The sequence below is a fragment of the Mesorhizobium sp. M2E.F.Ca.ET.219.01.1.1 genome, assembly GCF_004016445.2.
Classification (GTDB): domain Bacteria; phylum Pseudomonadota; class Alphaproteobacteria; order Rhizobiales; family Rhizobiaceae; genus Mesorhizobium.
On the sequence record NZ_SADT02000004.1, the window covers coordinates 368,127 to 388,399 of the forward strand.

Sequence of the window (20,273 nt, forward strand, 5' to 3'; positions counted from 1 at the left end):
CCTCCTCGCGCGATTTGCGGAACGGAGGATCGGCGATGAGCGCGGAAATCCCGACTTTGTACGAATGGGCCGGAGGCGGCGAGGCGCTCAACAGGCTGACACGCACTTTCTACGGCAAAGTGGCCCTGGATCCGATTGTCGGCCCTGTGTTCAAGACCATGTCGCCGGATCATCCGGCGCACGTCGCCGCCTTCATCGGTGAGGTCTTCGGCGGGCCGAAAACTTATAGCGAGGAGTTTGGCGGCCACCGCGAGATGGTGATGCATCATCTCGGCAAGCACCTCACCGAGGAGCAGCGCCGCCGCTGGATCAACCTGCTAGCCGACTCGGCCGATGAAGTCGGCCTGCCCGATGATCCGGAATTCCGTTCCGCTTTCATGGGCTACGTCGAATGGGGATCGCGGCTGGCGAAGATGAACTCGAATCTGGGCGAGACTTGCGATCCCGAGACGGAGCCGATGCCGGCCTGGGGCTGGGGCGTGCCGGGTGGACCATACAAGCCGCCGGCCGGAAAGTCGTAGGCCCAGGCGCGTTTTCTGGCAACGCAATCCGTCGCGGGCGAAAATGCATGCATGAAATCCGGCAAAGCTTTGAAAACGGCAGGTCGGTGCTCTTTACAGAGGGCCCGGAAGCTTTTAGGAAGCGCCTGCGCCGAACAAGCGCATGCACGGGCATAGCTCAGTTGGTAGAGCGGCGGTCTCCAAAACCGCAGGTCGTAGGTTCGAGCCCTGCTGCCCGTGCCATTTCCAAACGGCATATCGAAGGCCTCCGCTGTTGAAAATCGGCGGGCGGCTTGCCATATGGCGGGAATTGGGGCATAAGCCCCGCATAGCCGGGACGGGACGACTGGATGGTTCCGAGGCGGCGTTAGGACATAAAGCGGACCCTTGCCACTTGCGTGGATTAAGAATCGGTTTTATGTAGACAGAACAGACACGCGACGCGTGGAGCTGGGAAGCCGGCTTTACGCGTCTGATTTGCGTGGGTGAAATAGCGGCGCTGATTCGCGCCGCATAGCGCCCAGGCGGCACGTCCCGGCCAGCGGGATCATCCAGGAGGCCCGGCCAACGGGTCTTGAAAACAGGCAGCACATGGCTTCGAAAACCACTAATCCCTTCACCTTTCTCCAGCAGGTTCGCGCGGAGACGGCAAAGGTGACATGGCCGTCGCGGCGCGAAACCATGATCTCGACCGTGATGGTCCTGGTTTTCGCGGTGATCGCGATGCTCTTCTTTTTCGCGGCCGATATAGCCATGGGCTACGCGATCGAGTGGATCCTGGGTCTCGGGCATTAATTCGGCGGTTTACGGAGAGGTCGTGAAATGACTGCGCGGTGGTATATCGTCCACGCCTATTCGAACTTCGAGAAGAAGGTCGCCGAGGATATCGAGAACAAGGCCAAGCAGAAGGGCCTGGCCGGCGAGATCGAGCAGATCGTGGTGCCGACCGAGAAGGTCGTCGAGATCCGCCGCGGTCGCAAGGTCGATGCCGAGCGCAAGTTCTTCCCGGGCTATGTGCTCCTGAAGGCCAACCTGACCGACGCCGTGTTCTCGCTGGTCAAGAACACGCCCAAGGTCACCGGCTTCCTGGGCGACTCCAAGCCCGTGCCGATCACCGAGACCGAGGCGCAGCGCATCCTGAACCAGGTTCAGGAAGGTGTCGAGCGGCCGAAGCCCTCGGTCACCTTCGAGATTGGCGAGGCGATCCGCGTTTCGGACGGTCCGTTCGCGTCGTTCAACGGCGTCGTCCAGGAAGTGGACGAGGAGCGCGCCCGCCTCAAGGTGGAAGTTTCGATCTTCGGGCGCGCCGTGCCCGTCGATCTGGAGTTCGGACAGGTCGAAAAGGGCTGATCCGATTAGCCGCGCCGCAAGGCGTCGGCAAACCCGCGCCCGCAGGGCGACGGCGCGGTGCCAAAAGCGCCGCATGAACGGGTGGGAGGCGAGGGCGGCATAGCCGGCCGTCGGAACCGCACCACCAGACTGCAACCGCCGGTGTCCCGCTAATGGGCCGGCATGAGAAAAGGCAGGAATAGAGATGGCTAAGAAAGTTGCAGGCCAGCTCAAGCTCCAGGTTGCCGCGGGCTCGGCCACGCCGTCGCCCCCGATCGGCCCGGCGCTTGGTCAGCGCGGCATCAACATCATGGAATTCTGCAAGGCGTTCAACGCGCAGACGCAGGAGCTCGAGAAGGGATCGCCGATCCCGGTCGTCATCACCTACTACCAGGACAAGTCGTTCACCTTCGTCATGAAGACGCCGCCGGTGAGCTACTTCCTGAAGAAGGCCGCCAACCTGAAGTCGGGCTCCAAGGAGCCGGGCAAGACCAAGGTCGGCACGATCAGCCGCGACAAGGTGCGCGCGATCGCCGAGCAGAAGATGAAGGACCTGAACGCAAACGACGTCGAGGCGGCCATGCGCATGGTCGAGGGCTCCGCCCGCTCGATGGGCCTGGAAGTGGTGGGCTAAGATCATGGCAAAGATTGCAAAGCGTGTTGCCAAGAGCCGCGAAGGCATCGATCCGAACAAGGCTTATGCGCTCTCCGAGGCGCTGCAGCTGCTCAAGGACCGGTCCAAGGTGAAGTTCGACGAGACCGTCGAGATCTCGATGAATCTCGGCGTCGATCCGCGCCATGCCGACCAGATGGTCCGCGGCGTGGTCAACCTGCCGAACGGCACCGGCCGCTCGGTGCGTGTCGCCGTGTTCGCCCGTGGCGACAAGGCCGAGGAAGCCAAGGCCGCCGGCGCCGATATCGTTGGCGCCGAGGACCTTGTCGAGATCGTCCAGAAGGGCACGATCGATTTCGATCGCTGCATCGCCACGCCGGACATGATGCCGCTGGTCGGCCGTCTGGGTAAGGTGCTCGGCCCGCGCGGCATGATGCCGAACCCGAAGGTCGGCACCGTGACCACCGATGTCGCCGCGGCCGTCAAGGCTTCGAAGGGCGGCGCCGTCGAGTTCCGCGTCGAGAAGGCCGGCATCGTCCAGGCCGGCGTTGGCAAGGTCTCATTCGACGTCAAGGCGCTGGAAGAGAATGTCCGGGCTTTCGCCGATGCGGTGAACAAGGCCAAGCCGGCCGGCGCCAAGGGCAACTACGTCAAGAAGGTGTCGGTCACCTCGACGATGGGCCCCGGCCTCAAGCTGGACATCGCGACGCTCGCCGCGTCGTAAGTGTCATTCGGTCGGTTTAGGCCGATCGCTAGAGCATGATCCCGAAAAGAAAGATCATGCTCCAGCAAAGAAGAATTCCGGACCGCCGATCCGTCGGCGGCTCGGTACCCCGGAAGCCGGAAGGTTTCCGGATATCCTGTCCGAGATTGCAGGCGGCCCAAAAGCCTTAATTCACTTGGGCCTGCATGAGACGGGTGAAGACCCGACAAAGGAGCAAGTGCTCCAATGAAAGGTTCGAACCGTGTTTGCCTTTTGTCAGCGCATCGCCGGCTTCGCCGTCGGTGTGGCGAGAAAGGGGGCAGGATCCTCGAGCGTCGTTCGGGAGATCCGTTTTTGGATGGCCCGGCCGGCAAAAGGCAACCCGACTTCTGACCTCGAGAATGAGGCAGGGGTCAACTGGAGATAGGCAGTGGACAGAGCGGAAAAGCGCGAACTCGTCACGGGCCTGAATGATGCGTTCTCGAACGCGGGTTCAGTCGTCGTGGCCCACTACGCCGGTATCACCGTGGCGCAAATGAACGACCTTCGGTCGAAGATGCGCGCTGCCGGCGGCACCGTCAAAGTCGCGAAGAACCGTCTCGCCAAGATCGCTCTTCAGGGCACGGACTCCGCATCGATCATCGATCTGTTCAAGGGACAGACGCTGGTCGCTTATTCGGAGGATCCGATTGCGGCGCCGAAGGTCGCGTCCGAATTCGCTAAGGGGAATGACAAGCTGGTCATTCTCGGCGGCGCGATGGGCTCGACCTCGCTCAACGCCGATGGTGTCAAGGCACTCGCCACGATGCCGTCGCTCGACGAGCTGCGCGCCAAGCTGGTTGGCATGATCGCCACGCCGGCAACCCGGATCGCCCAGATCGTCAATGCGCCCGCGGCTTCGGTCGCGCGTGTCATCGGCGCTTACGCCCGGAAGGACGAGGCGGCATGAGGCCGTTCCTCGCTGTCAACAACACACGTTCGAACCAATTGAAGGAATATACAAATGGCTGATCTCGCGAAGATCGTAGACGACCTTTCGAGCCTGACCGTCCTCGAGGCGGCTGAGCTGTCGAAGCTCCTGGAAGAGAAGTGGGGCGTTTCGGCCGCCGCTCCGGTGGCTGTTGCCGCCGCCGCCGGTGGTGCTGCCGCTGCTGCTGCTCCGGCTGAAGAGAAGACGGAATTCGACGTCGTTCTCGCCGATGCCGGCGCCCAGAAGATCAACGTCATCAAGGAAGTCCGCGCCATCACCGGCCTTGGCCTCAAGGAAGCCAAGGACCTGGTCGAAGCGGCTCCGAAGCCGGTCAAGGAAGGCGTTTCCAAGGCCGACGCCGACAAGTTCAAGGCTCAGCTGGAAGCAGCTGGCGCCAAGGTCGAGCTGAAGTAACAGGCGAGGGCGGACGGTCTCGCGCCGTCCGCCCCCTCCCTTGGGTTGAGGGAGGGTGTTGTTGCGCGAGGCGTTTGAAAACCTCTTTCCTGAGGGCCGAAAAGCGGCCTTCCGGAAACGGGTTTTCTCCCGTTTTAGCCGGCTGCCGCCAAGCTGTTGGCAGTGAACGGCAAAGAACAGATAGGGGCAGCCGCCGAGGCCGCCCGTTGGTGCAAGGCGAGCCGCGGCGAGGTTCGTCCCGAGTTTAGAGCTAAGGAGCGACGATGGCCCAGACCCAGACTTTCAATGGCCGCAGACGCGTACGCAAGTTCTTCGGAAAGATCCCGGAAGTTGCGGAGATGCCGAACCTGATCGAGGTTCAGAAGGCATCCTATGACCAGTTCCTGATGGTGGACGAGCCCAAGGGCGGCCGTCCGGACGAAGGGCTGCAGGCCGTTTTCAAGTCGGTCTTCCCGATCTCCGACTTTTCCGGCTCCTCCATGCTGGAGTTCGTGAAGTACGAGTTCGAGGCACCGAAATTCGACGTTGACGAATGCCGTCAGCGCGACCTGACCTATGCTGCGCCGCTCAAGGTGACGCTGCGTCTCATCGTGTTCGATATCGACGAGGATACCGGCGCGAAGTCGATCAAGGACATCAAGGAGCAGGACGTTTATATGGGCGATATGCCGCTCATGACGTCGAACGGCACCTTCATCGTCAACGGCACCGAGCGTGTCATCGTCTCGCAGATGCACCGCTCGCCGGGCGTCTTCTTCGACCATGACAAGGGCAAATCGCACTCGTCGGGCAAGCTGCTGTTTGCCGCGCGCGTCATCCCCTATCGCGGCTCGTGGCTCGACATCGAGTTCGATAGCAAGGACGTCGTGCACGCCCGCATCGACCGCCGCCGCAAGATCCCGGTGACGTCGCTTCTGATGGCGCTCGGCATGGACGGCGAGGAGATCCTCTCGACCTTCTACAACAAGATCACCTACAAGCGCTCCGGCGACCACTGGCGCATTCCGTTCAACGTCGAGCGGTTCCGCGGCCTCAAGGCCGTTGGCGACCTGGTTGACGCCGACACGGGCGAAGTCGTTGTCGAGGCCGGCAAGAAGATCACCGCCCGCCAGGCCCGCCAGCTTGGCGAGAAGGGCCTCAAGGCCATCAAGGCGACCGACGAGGACCTGCTCGGCAACTACCTTGCCGAGGACATCGTCAACTACGCCACCGGCGAGATCTTCCTCGAGGCCGGCGACGAGATCGACGACAAGACGCTGAAGGTGCTGCTCGGCACCGGCGAGGACGAGATCCAGATCCTGGACATCGACCACGTCAATGTCGGCGCCTACATCCGCAACACGCTGGCCGTCGACAAGAACGAAAGCCGCCAGGACGCGCTGTTCGACATCTACCGCGTCATGCGTCCGGGCGAGCCGCCGACGCTCGAGACCGCCGAAGCCATGTTCAACTCGCTGTTCTTCGACAGCGAGCGCTATGACCTGTCGGCTGTCGGCCGCGTCAAGATGAACATGCGCCTCGAGCTCAAGGCCGAGGACACCGTGCGCGTGCTGCGCAAGGAAGACATCCTGGCCGTGGTCAAGACGCTGGTGGAACTGCGCGACGGCAAGGGCGAGATCGACGACATCGACAATCTCGGCAACCGCCGCGTGCGCTCGGTCGGCGAGCTCATGGAGAACCAGTACCGCGTCGGCCTGCTGCGCATGGAGCGCGCGATCAAGGAACGCATGTCCTCGATCGAGATCGACACGGTCATGCCGCAGGACCTGATCAACGCCAAGCCGGCGGCCGCCGCCGTGCGCGAGTTCTTCGGTTCCTCGCAGCTGTCGCAGTTCATGGACCAGACCAACCCGCTGTCGGAGATCACCCACAAGCGTCGCCTTTCGGCGCTTGGACCGGGCGGTCTGACCCGCGAGCGCGCCGGCTTCGAGGTGCGCGACGTGCACCCGACGCATTACGGCCGCATCTGCCCGATCGAGACGCCGGAAGGTCCGAATATCGGTCTGATCAACTCGCTCGCCACTTTCGCACGCGTCAACAAGTACGGCTTCATCGAAAGCCCATACCGCAAGATCGTGAACGGCAAGCTGACCAACGAGGTTGTCTACCTGTCGGCGATGGAAGAGGCCAAGCACTATGTCGCGCAGGCCAACGCCGAGCTCGACAAGAACGGCAGCTTCGTCGACGAGTTCGTCATTTGCCGTAACGCCGGCGAAGTGATGATGGCGCCGCGCGAAAACGTCGACCTGATGGACGTCTCGCCGAAGCAGATGGTCTCTGTTGCGGCGGCGCTTATCCCGTTCCTCGAGAACGACGACGCCAACCGCGCGCTGATGGGCTCGAACATGCAGCGTCAGGCCGTGCCGCTGGTGCGCGCCGAGGCGCCGTTCGTCGGCACCGGCATGGAGCCGGTCGTCGCCCGTGACTCTGGCGCCGCCATCGGCGCCCGCCGCGGCGGCGTGGTCGACCAGGTCGACGCGACCCGTATCGTCATCCGCGCCACGGAAGACCTCGATCCCGGCAAGTCCGGCGTCGACATCTACCGGCTGATGAAGTTCCAGCGTTCGAACCAGAACACCTGCATCAACCAGCGTCCGCTGGTGCGCATGGGCGACCGCGTCAACAAGGGCGACATCATCGCCGACGGTCCGTCGACCGAGCTCGGCGATCTGGCGCTCGGCCGCAACGTGCTGGTCGCGTTCATGCCGTGGAACGGCTACAACTACGAGGACTCGATCCTGCTCTCCGAGCGCATCGTGGCCGATGACGTCTTCACCTCGATCCACATCGAGGAGTTCGAGGTCATGGCGCGCGACACCAAGCTCGGGCCGGAGGAAATCACGCGCGACATTCCGAACGTTTCGGAAGAAGCGCTGAAGAACCTCGACGAGGCCGGCATCGTCTATATCGGTGCCGAAGTGCAGCCGGGCGATATCCTGGTCGGCAAGATCACGCCGAAGGGCGAAAGCCCGATGACGCCGGAAGAAAAGCTTCTGCGCGCCATCTTCGGCGAGAAGGCCTCGGACGTTCGCGACACCTCCATGCGCATGCCTCCGGGCACCTTCGGCACAGTCGTCGAAGTGCGCGTCTTCAACCGCCACGGCGTGGAGAAGGACGAGCGCGCGATGGCGATCGAGCGCGAGGAGATCGAGCGCCTGGCCAAGGACCGCGACGACGAGCAGGCGATCCTCGACCGCAACGTCTATGCGCGTCTTTCCGACACGCTGGTCGGCAAGGAAGCGATCGCCGGACCGAAGGGCTTCAAGAAGGGTTCGAAGCTGTCGAAGGATACGCTCGACGAGTATCCGCGTTCGCAGTGGTGGCAGTTCGCCGTGGAGAACGAGAAGCTCCAGGGCGAGCTCGAGGCTCTGCGCGGCCAGTATGATGAGTCCAAGAAGGCGCTCGAGCAGCGCTTCATGGACAAGGTCGAGAAGGTGCAGCGCGGCGACGAAATGCCTCCGGGCGTCATGAAGATGGTCAAGGTCTTCGTGGCGGTGAAGCGCAAGATGCAGCCGGGCGACAAGATGGCCGGCCGTCACGGCAACAAGGGTGTCGTGTCGCGCATCGTTCCGGTCGAGGACATGCCTTTCCTCGAGGACGGCACGCATGCCGATATCGTGCTCAACCCGCTGGGTGTGCCTAGCCGCATGAATGTCGGCCAGATCCTGGAAACGCATCTGGGCTGGGCTTGCGCAGGCATGGGCAGGAAGATCGGCGAGCTGATCGACGCGTATAAGGGCGGCGGCGACATCAAGCCGCTGCGCAAGACGCTGGAAAGCTTCATGCCGGCCAACGACCGCAACGAGCCGATCCGCGAATATGACGACGAGAGCATCGTTCGCCTGAGCGAGCAGATGCGCCGCGGCGTCTCCATCGCGACACCGGTGTTCGACGGCGCGCACGAGGTCGACATCAACACCATGCTGGAGCAGGCAGGCCTGCACACCAGCGGTCAGTCGCAGCTCTATGACGGCCGCACCGGCGAGCCGTTCGATCGCAAGGTGACGATGGGCTATATCTATATGCTCAAGCTGCACCACCTGGTGGACGACAAGATCCACGCGCGTTCGATCGGTCCGTACTCGCTCGTCACCCAGCAGCCGCTGGGCGGCAAGGCGCAGTTCGGCGGCCAGCGCTTCGGCGAAATGGAGGTCTGGGCGCTCGAAGCCTACGGCGCCGCCTACACGCTGCAGGAAATGCTGACGGTGAAGTCGGACGACGTGGCCGGCCGCACCAAGGTCTACGAAGCGATCGTGCGCGGCGACGACACGTTCGAGGCGGGCATTCCGGAGAGCTTCAACGTTCTCGTCAAGGAAATGCGCTCGCTCGGCCTCAATGTGGAGCTGGAGAACACCCAGGTCGAAGAGACCCAGACGCGTCTTCCCGACGCAGCCGAGTAAGGCAATGGCGCGCCGCTCCAGGATGCGGCGCGCCCTTGAAATTTTTCGGTCGGGCAACCGGCCAGTCTGCGGACATTTCGTCCGCGATCGATTGAAGGGGTTATCGAGGACCCCGAAAAGGAGAACGGCATGAACCAAGAGGTCATGAATCTCTTCAACCCGCAGGCGCCTGCGCAGGTGTTCGATTCCATCCGGATCTCGCTTGCCAGCCCAGAGAAGATTCTGTCCTGGTCGTTCGGCGAGATCAAGAAGCCGGAGACCATCAACTACCGCACCTTCAAGCCGGAGCGTGACGGCCTGTTCTGCGCGCGTATTTTTGGCCCGATCAAGGACTATGAATGCCTGTGCGGCAAGTACAAGCGCATGAAGTACAAGGGCGTCATCTGCGAAAAGTGCGGCGTCGAAGTCACGCTGTCGCGCGTTCGCCGCGAGCGCATGGGCCATATCGAGCTCGCCGCGCCCGTCGCCCATATCTGGTTCCTGAAGTCGCTGCCCTCGCGCATCGGCACGCTGCTCGACATGACCCTCAAGGACATCGAGCGTGTGCTCTACTTCGAGAACTACATCGTCACCGAGCCGGGCCTCACCGCGCTGAAGGAGAACCAGCTCCTCAGCGAGGAAGAGTACATGCTCGCCGTCGACGAGTATGGCGAGGATTCTTTCACCGCCATGATCGGCGCCGAGGCCATCCATGACCTCCTGGCCGGCATGGACCTTGAGAAGATCGCCGGCGACCTGCGTTCGGAGCTGGCTTCGACCACCTCCGAGCTGAAGCAGAAGAAGTATCTGAAGCGGCTCAAGGTCGTCGAGAACTTCATGGAATCCGGCAACCGTCCGGAATGGATGATCATGAAGGTGGTTCCGGTGATCCCGCCGGACCTGCGCCCGCTGGTTCCCCTGGACGGCGGCCGCTTCGCCACGTCGGATCTGAACGATCTCTATCGCCGCGTCATCAACCGCAACAACCGCCTGAAGCGGCTGATCGAGCTGCGTGCGCCCGGCATCATCGTGCGCAATGAAAAGCGCATGCTGCAGGAAGCCGTCGACGCGCTGTTCGACAACGGCCGTCGCGGCCGCGTCATCACCGGCGCCAACAAGCGTCCGCTGAAGTCGCTGTCCGACATGCTCAAGGGCAAGCAGGGCCGGTTCCGCCAGAACCTGCTCGGCAAGCGCGTCGACTATTCCGGCCGCTCGGTCATCGTGACCGGTCCGGAGCTGAAGCTGCATCAGTGCGGCCTGCCGAAGAAGATGGCGCTCGAGCTGTTCAAGCCCTTCATCTACGCCCGCCTCGACGCCAAGGGTTTCTCCTCGACCGTCAAGCAGGCGAAGAAGCTGGTCGAGAAGGAGCGTCCGGAGGTTTGGGATATCCTCGACGAGGTCATCCGCGAGCATCCGGTGCTGTTGAACCGCGCGCCGACGCTGCACCGCCTCGGCATCCAGGCGTTCGAGCCGACCCTGATCGAAGGCAAGGCGATCCAGCTGCATCCGCTGGTCTGCACCGCCTTCAACGCGGACTTCGACGGTGACCAGATGGCGGTCCACGTGCCGCTGTCGCTGGAAGCGCAGCTCGAAGCCCGCGTGCTGATGATGTCGACCAACAACATCCTGCACCCGGCCTCCGGCGCGCCGATCATCGTGCCGTCGCAGGACATGGTTCTCGGTCTCTACTATCTCTCGATCGTCAACCAGAACGAGCCGGGCGAAGGCATGGTGTTTGCCGACATGGGCGAGCTCCAGCATGCGCTGGAGACCAAGGCAGTGACGCTGCACGCCAAGATCAAGGGCCGCTTCCGCACGGTCGACGCCGAAGGTAACGTCGTGTCGAAGATCTACGACACCACGCCCGGCCGCATGATCATCGGCGAGCTTCTGCCGAAGAACGTCAACGTGCCGTATGAGACCGCCAACCAGGAGATGACCAAGAAGAACATCTCCAAGATGATCGACACCGTCTACCGCCACTGCGGTCAGAAAGAGACGGTCATCTTCTGCGACCGCATCATGGCGCTTGGCTTTGCCCATGCTTGCCGTGCCGGCATTTCGTTCGGCAAGGACGACATGCTGATCCCGGATACCAAGCTGAAGCTGGTCTCCGAGACCGAGGCTTTGGCCAAGGAGTACGAGCAGCAGTACAATGACGGCCTGATCACGCAGGGCGAGAAGTACAACAAGGTCGTCGACGCCTGGGCCAAGTGCTCGGAAAAGGTCGCCGACGAGATGATGGCGCGCATCAAGGCGGTGGAATTCGAGGACAACGGCCGTCAGAAGCCGATGAATTCGATCTACATGATGTCGCATTCGGGTGCGCGCGGTTCGCCCACCCAGATGCGTCAGCTTGCCGGCATGCGCGGCCTGATGGCCAAGCCGTCGGGTGAAATCATCGAGACGCCGATCATCTCGAACTTCAAGGAAGGCCTCACCGTGCTCGAGTACTTCAACTCGACCCACGGCGCCCGCAAGGGTCTGGCCGACACCGCCTTGAAGACCGCGAACTCGGGCTACCTCACCCGCCGTCTCGTCGACGTGGCGCAGGACTGCATCGTCAACTCCGTGGATTGCGGCACCGACAAGGGCCTCACCATGCAGCCGATCGTCGATGCCGGCCAGATCGTCGCCTCGGTCGGCCAGCGCGTGCTGGGCCGTACCGCGCTCGACGACATCAACCATCCGGTCACCGGCGATCTGCTGGTCAAGGCCGGCAAGCTGATGGACGAGCGCGATGTCGAGCAGATCGAAAAGGCCGGCGTGCAGTCGGTCCGCATCCGCTCGGCGCTGACCTGCGAGGTCAGGACCGGCGTGTGCGCCGTCTGCTACGGTCGCGACCTGGCCCGCGGCACGCCCGTCAACCAGGGCGAGGCTGTCGGCGTCATCGCGGCGCAGTCGATCGGCGAGCCGGGCACCCAGCTCACCATGCGTACCTTCCACATGGGCGGCACGGCGCAGGTGGTGGATAGCTCGTTCCTTGAAGCCTCCTATGAGGGCAAGGTGCAGATCCGCAACCGCAACGTGGTGCGCAACTCGGAAGGCCAGCAGATGGTCATGGGCCGCAACATGGCGGTGCTCATCCTCGATGAGACCGGCAAGGAGCGCGCCACGCACCGCGTCGCCTATGGTTCGCGCATCTTCGTGGACGATGGCGACAAGGTGAAGCGCGGCCAGCGTATCGCCGAGTGGGATCCCTATACCCGCCCGATCCTCACCGAAATCGAGGGCAGGGTGGCGTTCGAGGACCTGGTCGACGGCATCTCAGTTCAAGAAACTGCCGACGAGTCGACCGGCATCACCAAGCGTGAGGTGATCGACTGGCGTTCGACGCCGCGCGGCAGCGACCTGAAGCCGGCGATCGTCATCCAGGACGCCAAGGGCAAGGTCGGCAAGCTGTCGAAGGGCGGCGATGCACGCTTCCTGCTCTCGGTCGAGGCCATCCTGTCGGTCGAGCCGGGCGCCCATGTGAAGCCGGGCGACGTGCTGGCGCGTATCCCGATGGAAAGCGCCAAGACCAAGGACATCACTGGTGGTCTGCCGCGTGTTGCGGAACTGTTCGAGGCTCGCCGTCCGAAGGATCACGCCATCATCGCCGAGATCGATGGCACGATCCGCTTCGGCCGCGACTACAAGAACAAGCGCCGCATCATCATCGAGCCGCATGACTCGACGCTGGAGCCGGTGGAGTACCTGATCCCGAAGGGCAAGCCGTTCCACCTCCAGGACGGCGACGTCATCGAGAAGGGCGACTACATCCTCGACGGCAATCCGGCGCCGCACGACATCCTGGCGATCAAGGGCGTGGAGGCGCTTGCGTCCTACCTCGTCAACGAGATCCAGGAGGTCTACCGCCTGCAGGGCGTGTCGATCAACGACAAGCACATCGAGGTGATCGTTCGCCAGATGCTGCAGAAGGTCGAGATCACCACGCAGGGCGACTCGACCTACATCCCGGGCGACCATGTCGACGTGATCGAGCTGGAAGAGGTCAACGAGCGCCTGATCGAGGACGGCAAGAAGCCGGCCGAAGGTCAGCCGGTGCTGCTCGGCATCACCAAGGCCTCGCTGCAGACGCCGTCCTTCATCTCGGCCGCTTCCTTCCAGGAGACGACCAGGGTGCTCACCGAGGCAGCAGTTGCCGGCAAGACCGACATGCTGCAGGGCCTGAAGGAGAACGTCATCGTCGGCCGTCTGATCCCGGCCGGCACCGGCGGCACGATGAGCCAGATCCGGCGCATCGCCACCTCGCGCGACGAGCTTATCATCGACGAGCGCCGCAAGGCCTCCGGTGTCGAGGTCGCCGACCCGATGCTGACCGACATGGTCAACGCCGCGCAGTAAGCGGCGTGATATGAAAAACGTAGAGAAGGGGCCCACGCGGCCCCTTCTTGCATTTTGGCTTCGAACGAGGACTTCACGAACGAGGAAGAGCTATGAGCAGCAAGACCTGGACGGCAGTCGACGACTATATCGTTTCCTCGCTTTTCCAAGCGGATCCCGTGCTGGACGCGGTGCTTAAGGCCAACCGCGACCAGGGCCTGCCGGCGATCGACGTCTCGGCCGCGCAAGGTAAATTGCTGTCGCTGCTGGTGCGCATCCGCGGCGCGAAAAAGGTGCTAGAGGTCGGCACGCTCGGCGGCTACTCGACCATCTGGATGGCAAGGGGACTGCCGGCCGACGGCAAGGTGGTGACGCTGGAGCTCGAACCGCACCACGCCAAGGTCGCGCGTTCGAATTTCGAGCGGGCAGGGGTTTCCGGCAAGGTCGACCTACGGATCGGTCCCGCGCTTCAGTCGCTCGCCGCGCTGGTCAGCGAAAACGCCGACCCGTTCGACCTGATCTTCATCGACGCCGACAAGCCCAACAATCCGAACTATCTCGACTGGGCGATGAAGCTGTCGCGCCCGGGCACGGTCATCGTCTGCGACAACGTCATCCGCGACGGCGCGGTCGTGAAAAAGAACAGCGGCGACGTCAATGTCGAAGGCGCCCGCGCCGCGTTTTCGTTCATCGGCGGCGAGAAGCGGCTGGACGGCACCGCCATCCAGACGGTTGGCGCCAAGGGTTATGACGGATTTGCAATTGCGATCGTCGAGTGACGGCACATCGTGAATGATGATGATATCAGGTCAACTCGGTCATGCTCACTTGTCATCGGCTTTTCGTTTGACGACCGGCTTCCCCCAATCCGTCGCTGCTTCGCAGCGCCACCTTTCCCCCCCCTCCGGAGGGAAAGGAAGGGAGCCTTGCTGGACGAGCGTTGGGGGCAAAAAGCTTGGCCCTTTCCTCTACCCCGTCGATCGGGGGAGAGGTGGCTCGGCGAAGCCGAGACGGAGTGGGGGTCGACGTGGCGCGAGCGTGCATTCCAGCAGGTCTGCGATCCCCCGCGTGCACACTCAGTCGAAGAACGCCTCGACCACATTGCGCTTGCCCAGCATGAAGGCGTCGGCAACGTGCTGCAGCGGCGCGAGGTCGACGTCTGAAGTACCTGCCCGAACGATCTCGGCGAAACGTTTGTAGAGCATCGGGTATTCGGCTTCCGGCTCGTCATGGACGATCTCGTCGTCGAGGGCGAGCTTGGCGCCGCCGCCGGACAGCACCATCTTGCCCTTGTCGGTTTCAGCCAGAATGTCCCAGCTCTGCGGGCCGGTCTGCAGCCAGTCGAGTTCCATCGTCACCGGCAGGCCGTTCGAGGTGCGGAAGGCGACATGCGCGGCGACCGGAGCCGCGCGGTTTTCCGGAAAGTCGAGCACGGCCGAGGTGATGAACATCGGCGGCAGGATGTGGGTGGCAATCGACAGCGCGTTGATGCCCGGATCGAAGACGCCGAAGCCGCCCGGTTCCCAAATCCATTCCTGGTTCGGATGCCAGCGGCGCACATCTTCCTTCCAGTTGATGGCAGCGGAAGTGAGCTTGGCCGAAGCCAGGAAACTACGCGCGGCCCCGACCGCCGGCGCATAGCGCGAATGCCAGCTGGCGAAGAGCGAGACGCCGTTCTTGTCGGCCAGCGCCTTGAGGTGCTCGACCTCGCTCACCGTGGCGCCCGGCGGCTTTTCGAGGAACACATGCTTCTTCGCTTCCAGCGCGGTGCGCGCCGCATCGTAGCGGAACTGCGGCGGCATGCAGAGCGAGACCGCATCGAGGCCGGGTTCGGCTGCAAGCATCGCCTCGATTGTCGGGTAGTTCGGAATGCCGTCGACCTTGCCGTGGCGGCTAGCCGCGGCGGCAAGCTGGTAATCGCCGTCCTTGGCGACCGCGGGCAGGTGCTGGTCGCGCACGATCTTGCCCACGCCGACGATGCCGAGCTTGATGGGATTGCTGGTCATGGGAACTCCGGAAGCAAAGAATGGCTGTCTAATAGGGAAGCGTTGGGGGGCAGAGCGGGGAAGGGACGTTGCGCACGGCAGCGAGGTCAGAACGGCTCGTCGAAAGTGACGATCGAGACCTCGCCTTCCAGCGCGCCCTGATAGGCCGACAAATGCGGCTCCTCGTCGGGCTCGCCTTCCATGTCGCCAATCTGGTCGAGCTCGGCCTCCGCGAATCCTTCCGCGGCAAGTGATTCGAGCGCGCGACGCACGGCAGAATCATCGTCGGGCGCGACGAGCATCACATGCACGCCTTCCGGCTTGCCTCCTTTCTTGCGCCAGACTCGTCCGGTGATGATGGTGACCGGCCGTTCTTCATTGTCGTTCACGGGCTGATTCCTCGTTTGCCGGCGGAAAATCCGGTTCAAGGCGCCTTTTGGCACGAAGCAGATCGGGAAGACAGCCGCAAGCCGGTCACTTTCTTCCTCGCTCTTGAAAAAAGGCGCAATAAAATTACATGCGTTTTGCGCATGGCTGCCAAGCCTCGAATTGACCGCAATATTTGCCGTTGCGGGGTTGACGGGCAATGGCCTTACGAGTAGAAGCCGCGACGTCAGAACCGATGTGAGACCAGCCTTTCCGAGGCGACACGCTTTGGAGTTTGTCTCAAACAGGGTTCGTTTTACGAGCGAAAAGACATTTCCGGCGCGCATGAAGCGGCTTCCGCTTCCTCTGCAATTTGTTCGGGCAGGACCGCGAGGCGCGGTGTGTTGCCCGAATTCGCGTATGGAAATGACGCTTTGAGCGGCCCTGACAGGGCAGACACGGAATTGAGAGACAAGAGGGTTTAATGCCTACCGTCAACCAGCTGATCCGCAAGCCGCGCCTGGCGCCGGTGAAGCGCAACAAGGTCCCGGCCATGCAGCAGAACCCGCAGAAGCGGGGCGTCTGCACGCGCGTCTACACCACGACGCCGAAGAAGCCGAACTCGGCGCTGCGCAAGGTGGCCAAGATTCGCCTGACCAACGGTTTTGAGGTGATCGGCTACATCCCCGGCGAAGGCCACAACCTTCAGGAACACTCGGTGGTCATGATCCGCGGCGGCCGCGTCAAGGATCTGCCGGGCGTCCGCTACCACATCATCCGCGGCGTGCTCGACACGCAGGGTGTGAAGAACCGCAAGCAGCGTCGTTCGAAATACGGCGCCAAGCGTCCGAAGTAAGGGTTTCCCATGTCCCGTCGTCACAGTGCAGAAAAGCGTGAGATCAATCCGGATCCCAAGTTCGGCGATCTGATCGTCACCAAGTTCATGAACGCCGTCATGTATGACGGCAAGAAGTCGGTTGCCGAGACCATCGTCTATGGCGCGCTGGACCAGGTCCAGGCCAAGACCAAGCAGGAGCCGGTCACCGTCTTCCACCAGGCGCTCGACAATGTCGCGCCGCATGTGGAAGTGCGCTCGCGTCGCGTCGGCGGCGCCACCTACCAGGTTCCGGTCGATGTGCGCCCCGAGCGCCGTCAGGCGCTGGCCATCCGCTGGCTGATCGCCGCGGCCCGCAACCGCAACGAGACCACCATGGTCGACCGCCTCTCGGGCGAGCTGATGGACGCGGCCAACAACCGCGGCACCGCCGTCAAGAAGCGTGAAGACACCCACAAGATGGCGGAAGCCAACCGCGCCTTCGCGCATTACCGCTGGTAACGCGAAAGAGACTGAGAGGCACCTCCCATGGCCCGCGAATACAAGATCGAAGACTACCGCAATTTCGGTATCATGGCGCATATCGACGCCGGCAAGACGACGACGACCGAGCGCGTCCTGTACTACACGGGCAAGTCGCACAAGATCGGCGAAGTCCATGACGGCGCTGCCACCATGGACTGGATGGAGCAGGAGCAGGAACGCGGCATCACCATCACGTCGGCCGCGACCACGACCTTCTGGAAGGGTCGTGACGGCAAGATGCGCCGCTTCAACATCATCGACACTCCCGGACACGTCGACTTCACCATCGAAGTCGAGCGTTCGCTGCGCGTGCTCGACGGCGCCATCGCGCTGCTCGACGCCAACGCCGGCGTGGAGCCGCAGACGGAGACCGTGTGGCGCCAGGCCGACAAGTACCACGTGCCGCGCATGATCTTCTGCAACAAGATGGACAAGATCGGCGCCGACTTCTACCGCTCGGTGGAAATGATCGGTTCGCGCCTCGGCGCTCAGGCCGTCGTCATGCAGCTGCCGATCGGCGCCGAGACCGAGTTCAAGGGCGTCGTCGACCTCGTCGAGATGAACGCGCTTGTTTGGCGCGATGAAACCCTGGGCGCCGCCTGGGACGTCGTCGAGATCCCGGCCGACCTCAAGGAAAAGGCCGCTCAGTTCCGCGAGAAGATGATCGAAGCCGCCGTCGAGATGGACGAGACCGCGCTCGAGAATTACCTCGAAGGCAACATGCCGTCGAATGACGAGATCCGCGCGCTGATCCGCAAGGGCACCATCGCGGTCAAGTTCTTCCCGATGTTCTGCGGTTCGGCCTTCAAGAACAAGGGCGTGCAGCCGCTGCTAGACGCCGTCGTCGAATACCTGCCGTCGCCGATCGACGTGCCGGCCATCAAGGGTGTCGACGCCAAGACCGACGCCGAGATCGAGCGTCACGCCGATGACAACGAGCCGCTGTCGATGCTGGCGTTCAAGATCATGAACGACCCGTTCGTCGGTTCGCTGACCTTCGCCCGCATCTATTCGGGCAAGCTCACCAAGGGCACCTCGCTCGACAACACGGTGAAGGGCAAGAAGGAACGCATCGGCCGCATGCTGCAGATGCATGCGAACTCACGCGCCGACATCGAGGAAGCCTATGCCGGCGACATCGTTGCGCTGGCCGGCCTCAAGGACACGACCACCGGCGACACGCTCTGCGATCCGCTGCACCCGGTCATCCTCGAGCGCATGGAATTCCCCGATCCGGTCATCCAGATCGCCATCGAGCCGAAGACCAAGAACGACCAGGAAAAGATGGGCCTCGCGCTGCATCGCCTGGCGGCTGAGGATCCGTCCTTCCGCGTCAAGACCGACGAGGAAAGCGGTCAGACCATCATCGCCGGCATGGGCGAGTTGCATCTCGACATCATCGTCGACCGCATGCGCCGCGAGTTCAAGGTGGAAGCCAACGTCGGCGCGCCGCAGGTGGCCTATCGTGAGACGATCACCCGCACGCACGAACAGGATTACACGCACAAGAAGCAGACCGGCGGTACCGGCCAGTTCGCTCGCGTCAAGATCCTGTTTGAGCCGAACACCGAGAGCGAAGAGTTCGTGTTCGAGTCCAAGATCGTCGGCGGTGCGGTTCCGAAGGAGTACATCCCGGGCGTCGAGAAGGGCATCAACAGCGTCATGGGTTCCGGCCCGTTCGCCGGCTTCCCGATGATCGGCGTCAAGGCGACCCTGATCGACGGCGCCTTCCACGACGTCGACTCCTCGGTGCTGGCGTTCGAAATCGCTTCTCGCGCCTGCTTCAAGGAAGCTGCTCCGCGCCTCGGCGTGCAACTGCTCGAGCCGATCATGAAGGTCGAGGTCGTGACGCCGGAAGATTATGTCGGCGGCGTTATCGGCGACCTCAATGGCCGTCGTGGCCAGATCCAGGGCCAGGAAGCGCGCGGCGTTGCCGTCGTCATCAACGCGATGGTGCCGCTGGCGAACATGTTCAAGTACGTCGACAATCTGCGTTCGATGTCGCAGGGCCGCGCCCAGTACACGATGCAGTTCGACCACTACGAGCCGGTTCCGACCGCGGTCGCCCAGGAAGTTCAGAAGAAATACGCGTAACTCGAGCGGGTTGCACGAGACCTTAATTCAAGGCCCGCACGGGCAGGCAGGAATGGAGAGATCACATGGCAAAAGGTAAATTCGAGCGCACCAAGCCGCATGTGAACATTGGCACGATCGGCCACGTCGATCATGGCAAGACGTCGCTGACGGCGGCGATCACGAAGTATTTTGGCGAATACAAGCGCTATGACCAGATCGACGCGGCCCCCGAAGAGAAGGCGCGCGGCATCACGATCTCGACGGCGCATGTCGAGTATGAGACGGCCAACCGTCACTATGCCCACGTCGACTGCCCCGGCCACGCCGACTATGTGAAGAACATGATCACCGGTGCCGCCCAGATGGACGGCGCGATCCTGGTCGTGTCGGCCGCCGATGGCCCGATGCCGCAGACCCGCGAGCACATCCTGCTCGCCCGCCAGGTCGGCGTGCCCTCGATCGTTGTGTTCCTCAACAAGGTCGATCAGGTCGACGACGCCGAGCTGCTCGAGCTGGTCGAGCTCGAGGTTCGCGAGCTTTTGTCGAAGAACGAGTTCCCCGGCGACGACATTCCGATCGTCAAGGGCTCGGCTCTGGCCGCGCTTGAGGATTCCAACAAGACCATCGGCGAGGACGCCATCCGCGAGCTGATGGCCCAGGTCGACGCCTACATCCCGACGCCTGTTCGTCCGCTGGACAAGCCGTTCCTGATGCCGATCGAGGACGTGTTCTCGATCTCGGGCCGCGGCACGGTGGTGACCGGCCGCGTCGAGCGCGGCGTGGTCAAGGTCGGCGAGGAACTGGAAATCGTCGGCATCCGTCCGACCACCAAGACGACCTGCACGGGCGTGGAGATGTTCCGCAAGCTGCTCGACCAGGGTCAGGCCGGCGACAACATCGGCGCGCTGCTGCGAGGCATCGACCGTGAAGGCGTCGAGCGCGGCCAGGTTCTGGCCAAGCCCGGCTCGGTGAAGCCGCACAAGAAGTTCGTGGCCGAAGCCTACATCCTGACCAAGGACGAGGGTGGCCGTCACACGCCGTTCTTCACCAACTACCGTCCGCAGTTCTACTTCCGCACGACGGACGTGACCGGCATCGTGACGCTGCCGGCCGGCACCGAGATGGTGATGCCCGGCGACAACATCACCGTCGACGTCGAGCTGATCGTGCCGATCGCGATGGAAGAGAAGCTGCGCTTCGCCATCCGTGAAGGCGGCCGCACCGTCGGTGCCGGCATCGTCGTCACCATCAA

The 20,273-nt window shown here is 63.0% G+C and carries 16 protein-coding genes and 1 tRNA gene; 15 read left to right on the top strand and 2 right to left on the bottom strand.

What is annotated here, in order from left to right; all coding sequences use genetic code 11:
- Nucleotides 1-35: 35 nt before the first annotated feature.
- The 11 genes from EN862_RS21825 to EN862_RS21875 all read left to right on the top strand — a co-directional run bounded on the left by EN862_RS21825 (nucleotide 36) and on the right by EN862_RS21875 (nucleotide 14,013).
- On the top strand, nucleotides 36-521 hold the full coding sequence (locus tag EN862_RS21825) for a group II truncated hemoglobin (RefSeq protein ID WP_127868903.1): 486 nt from the start codon (nucleotides 36-38) through the stop codon (nucleotides 519-521).
- Nucleotides 522-667: 146 nt separating this feature from the next.
- Nucleotides 668-743, top strand: a tRNA-Trp gene (locus tag EN862_RS21830).
- Between the two features lie 348 nt (nucleotides 744-1,091).
- Entirely contained in the window at nucleotides 1,092-1,295 is a 204-nt protein-coding gene (gene secE, locus EN862_RS21835; protein WP_127868902.1) for a preprotein translocase subunit SecE, read from the top strand.
- A gap of 27 nt (nucleotides 1,296-1,322) precedes the next feature.
- Nucleotides 1,323-1,850 (top strand): transcription termination/antitermination protein NusG, encoded by a 528-nt coding sequence (gene nusG / locus EN862_RS21840; protein ID WP_095818149.1) that lies wholly within the window; start codon nucleotides 1,323-1,325, stop codon nucleotides 1,848-1,850.
- 184 nt (nucleotides 1,851-2,034) lie between these two features.
- Complete coding sequence (gene rplK, locus EN862_RS21845) at nucleotides 2,035-2,463, top strand: 50S ribosomal protein L11 (protein WP_042642146.1); 429 nt, start codon at nucleotides 2,035-2,037, stop codon at nucleotides 2,461-2,463.
- A gap of 4 nt (nucleotides 2,464-2,467) precedes the next feature.
- Nucleotides 2,468-3,166, top strand: a complete 699-nt coding sequence (gene rplA, locus EN862_RS21850; protein ID WP_112131437.1) for a 50S ribosomal protein L1 — start codon at nucleotides 2,468-2,470, stop codon at nucleotides 3,164-3,166.
- 409 nt (nucleotides 3,167-3,575) lie between these two features.
- The gene (gene rplJ / locus EN862_RS21855) at nucleotides 3,576-4,094 is read left to right on the top strand and encodes a 50S ribosomal protein L10 (protein ID WP_127868901.1); all 519 of its coding nucleotides are present in this window, start codon (nucleotides 3,576-3,578) and stop codon (nucleotides 4,092-4,094) included.
- A 54-nt stretch (nucleotides 4,095-4,148) separates the two neighbouring features.
- Nucleotides 4,149-4,529, top strand: a complete 381-nt coding sequence (gene rplL / locus EN862_RS21860; RefSeq protein WP_042642152.1) for a 50S ribosomal protein L7/L12 — start codon at nucleotides 4,149-4,151, stop codon at nucleotides 4,527-4,529.
- A gap of 263 nt (nucleotides 4,530-4,792) precedes the next feature.
- Nucleotides 4,793-8,929: a DNA-directed RNA polymerase subunit beta gene (gene rpoB, locus EN862_RS21865; RefSeq protein WP_127868900.1), complete on the top strand. Its 4,137-nt coding sequence runs from the start codon at nucleotides 4,793-4,795 to the stop codon at nucleotides 8,927-8,929.
- Between the two features lie 129 nt (nucleotides 8,930-9,058).
- Nucleotides 9,059-13,255, top strand: a complete 4,197-nt coding sequence (rpoC, locus tag EN862_RS21870) for a DNA-directed RNA polymerase subunit beta' (protein ID WP_042642156.1) — start codon at nucleotides 9,059-9,061, stop codon at nucleotides 13,253-13,255.
- Nucleotides 13,256-13,347: 92 nt separating this feature from the next.
- Complete coding sequence (locus EN862_RS21875; RefSeq protein ID WP_112131441.1) at nucleotides 13,348-14,013, top strand: O-methyltransferase; 666 nt, start codon at nucleotides 13,348-13,350, stop codon at nucleotides 14,011-14,013.
- A gap of 297 nt (nucleotides 14,014-14,310) precedes the next feature.
- On the opposite strand, the gene EN862_RS21880 is transcribed toward EN862_RS21875, so the two are convergent.
- Both EN862_RS21880 and EN862_RS21885 read right to left on the bottom strand, forming a co-directional pair.
- On the bottom strand, nucleotides 14,311-15,240 hold the full coding sequence (locus EN862_RS21880; protein ID WP_127868899.1) for a Gfo/Idh/MocA family oxidoreductase: 930 nt from the start codon (nucleotides 15,238-15,240) through the stop codon (nucleotides 14,311-14,313).
- An 86-nt stretch (nucleotides 15,241-15,326) separates the two neighbouring features.
- A complete protein-coding gene (locus EN862_RS21885) occupies nucleotides 15,327-15,608 on the bottom strand; it encodes a hypothetical protein (protein ID WP_040983044.1) in 282 nt (93 codons plus the stop codon).
- 461 nt (nucleotides 15,609-16,069) lie between these two features.
- Between EN862_RS21885 and rpsL the strand changes: the two genes are divergently transcribed.
- From rpsL to tuf, 4 genes are all read left to right on the top strand, one after another.
- A complete protein-coding gene (rpsL, locus tag EN862_RS21895) occupies nucleotides 16,070-16,441 on the top strand; it encodes a 30S ribosomal protein S12 (protein WP_006202128.1) in 372 nt (123 codons plus the stop codon).
- Nucleotides 16,442-16,450: 9 nt separating this feature from the next.
- Nucleotides 16,451-16,921: a 30S ribosomal protein S7 gene (gene rpsG / locus EN862_RS21900; RefSeq protein WP_027170372.1), complete on the top strand. Its 471-nt coding sequence runs from the start codon at nucleotides 16,451-16,453 to the stop codon at nucleotides 16,919-16,921.
- Between the two features lie 27 nt (nucleotides 16,922-16,948).
- Nucleotides 16,949-19,039, top strand: a complete 2,091-nt coding sequence (gene fusA / locus EN862_RS21905; RefSeq protein WP_127868898.1) for an elongation factor G — start codon at nucleotides 16,949-16,951, stop codon at nucleotides 19,037-19,039.
- Between the two features lie 65 nt (nucleotides 19,040-19,104).
- Nucleotides 19,105-20,273, top strand: a 1,169-nt coding sequence (gene tuf, locus EN862_RS21910; RefSeq protein ID WP_127868916.1) for an elongation factor Tu, incomplete at its 3' end; no start/stop codon positions are given.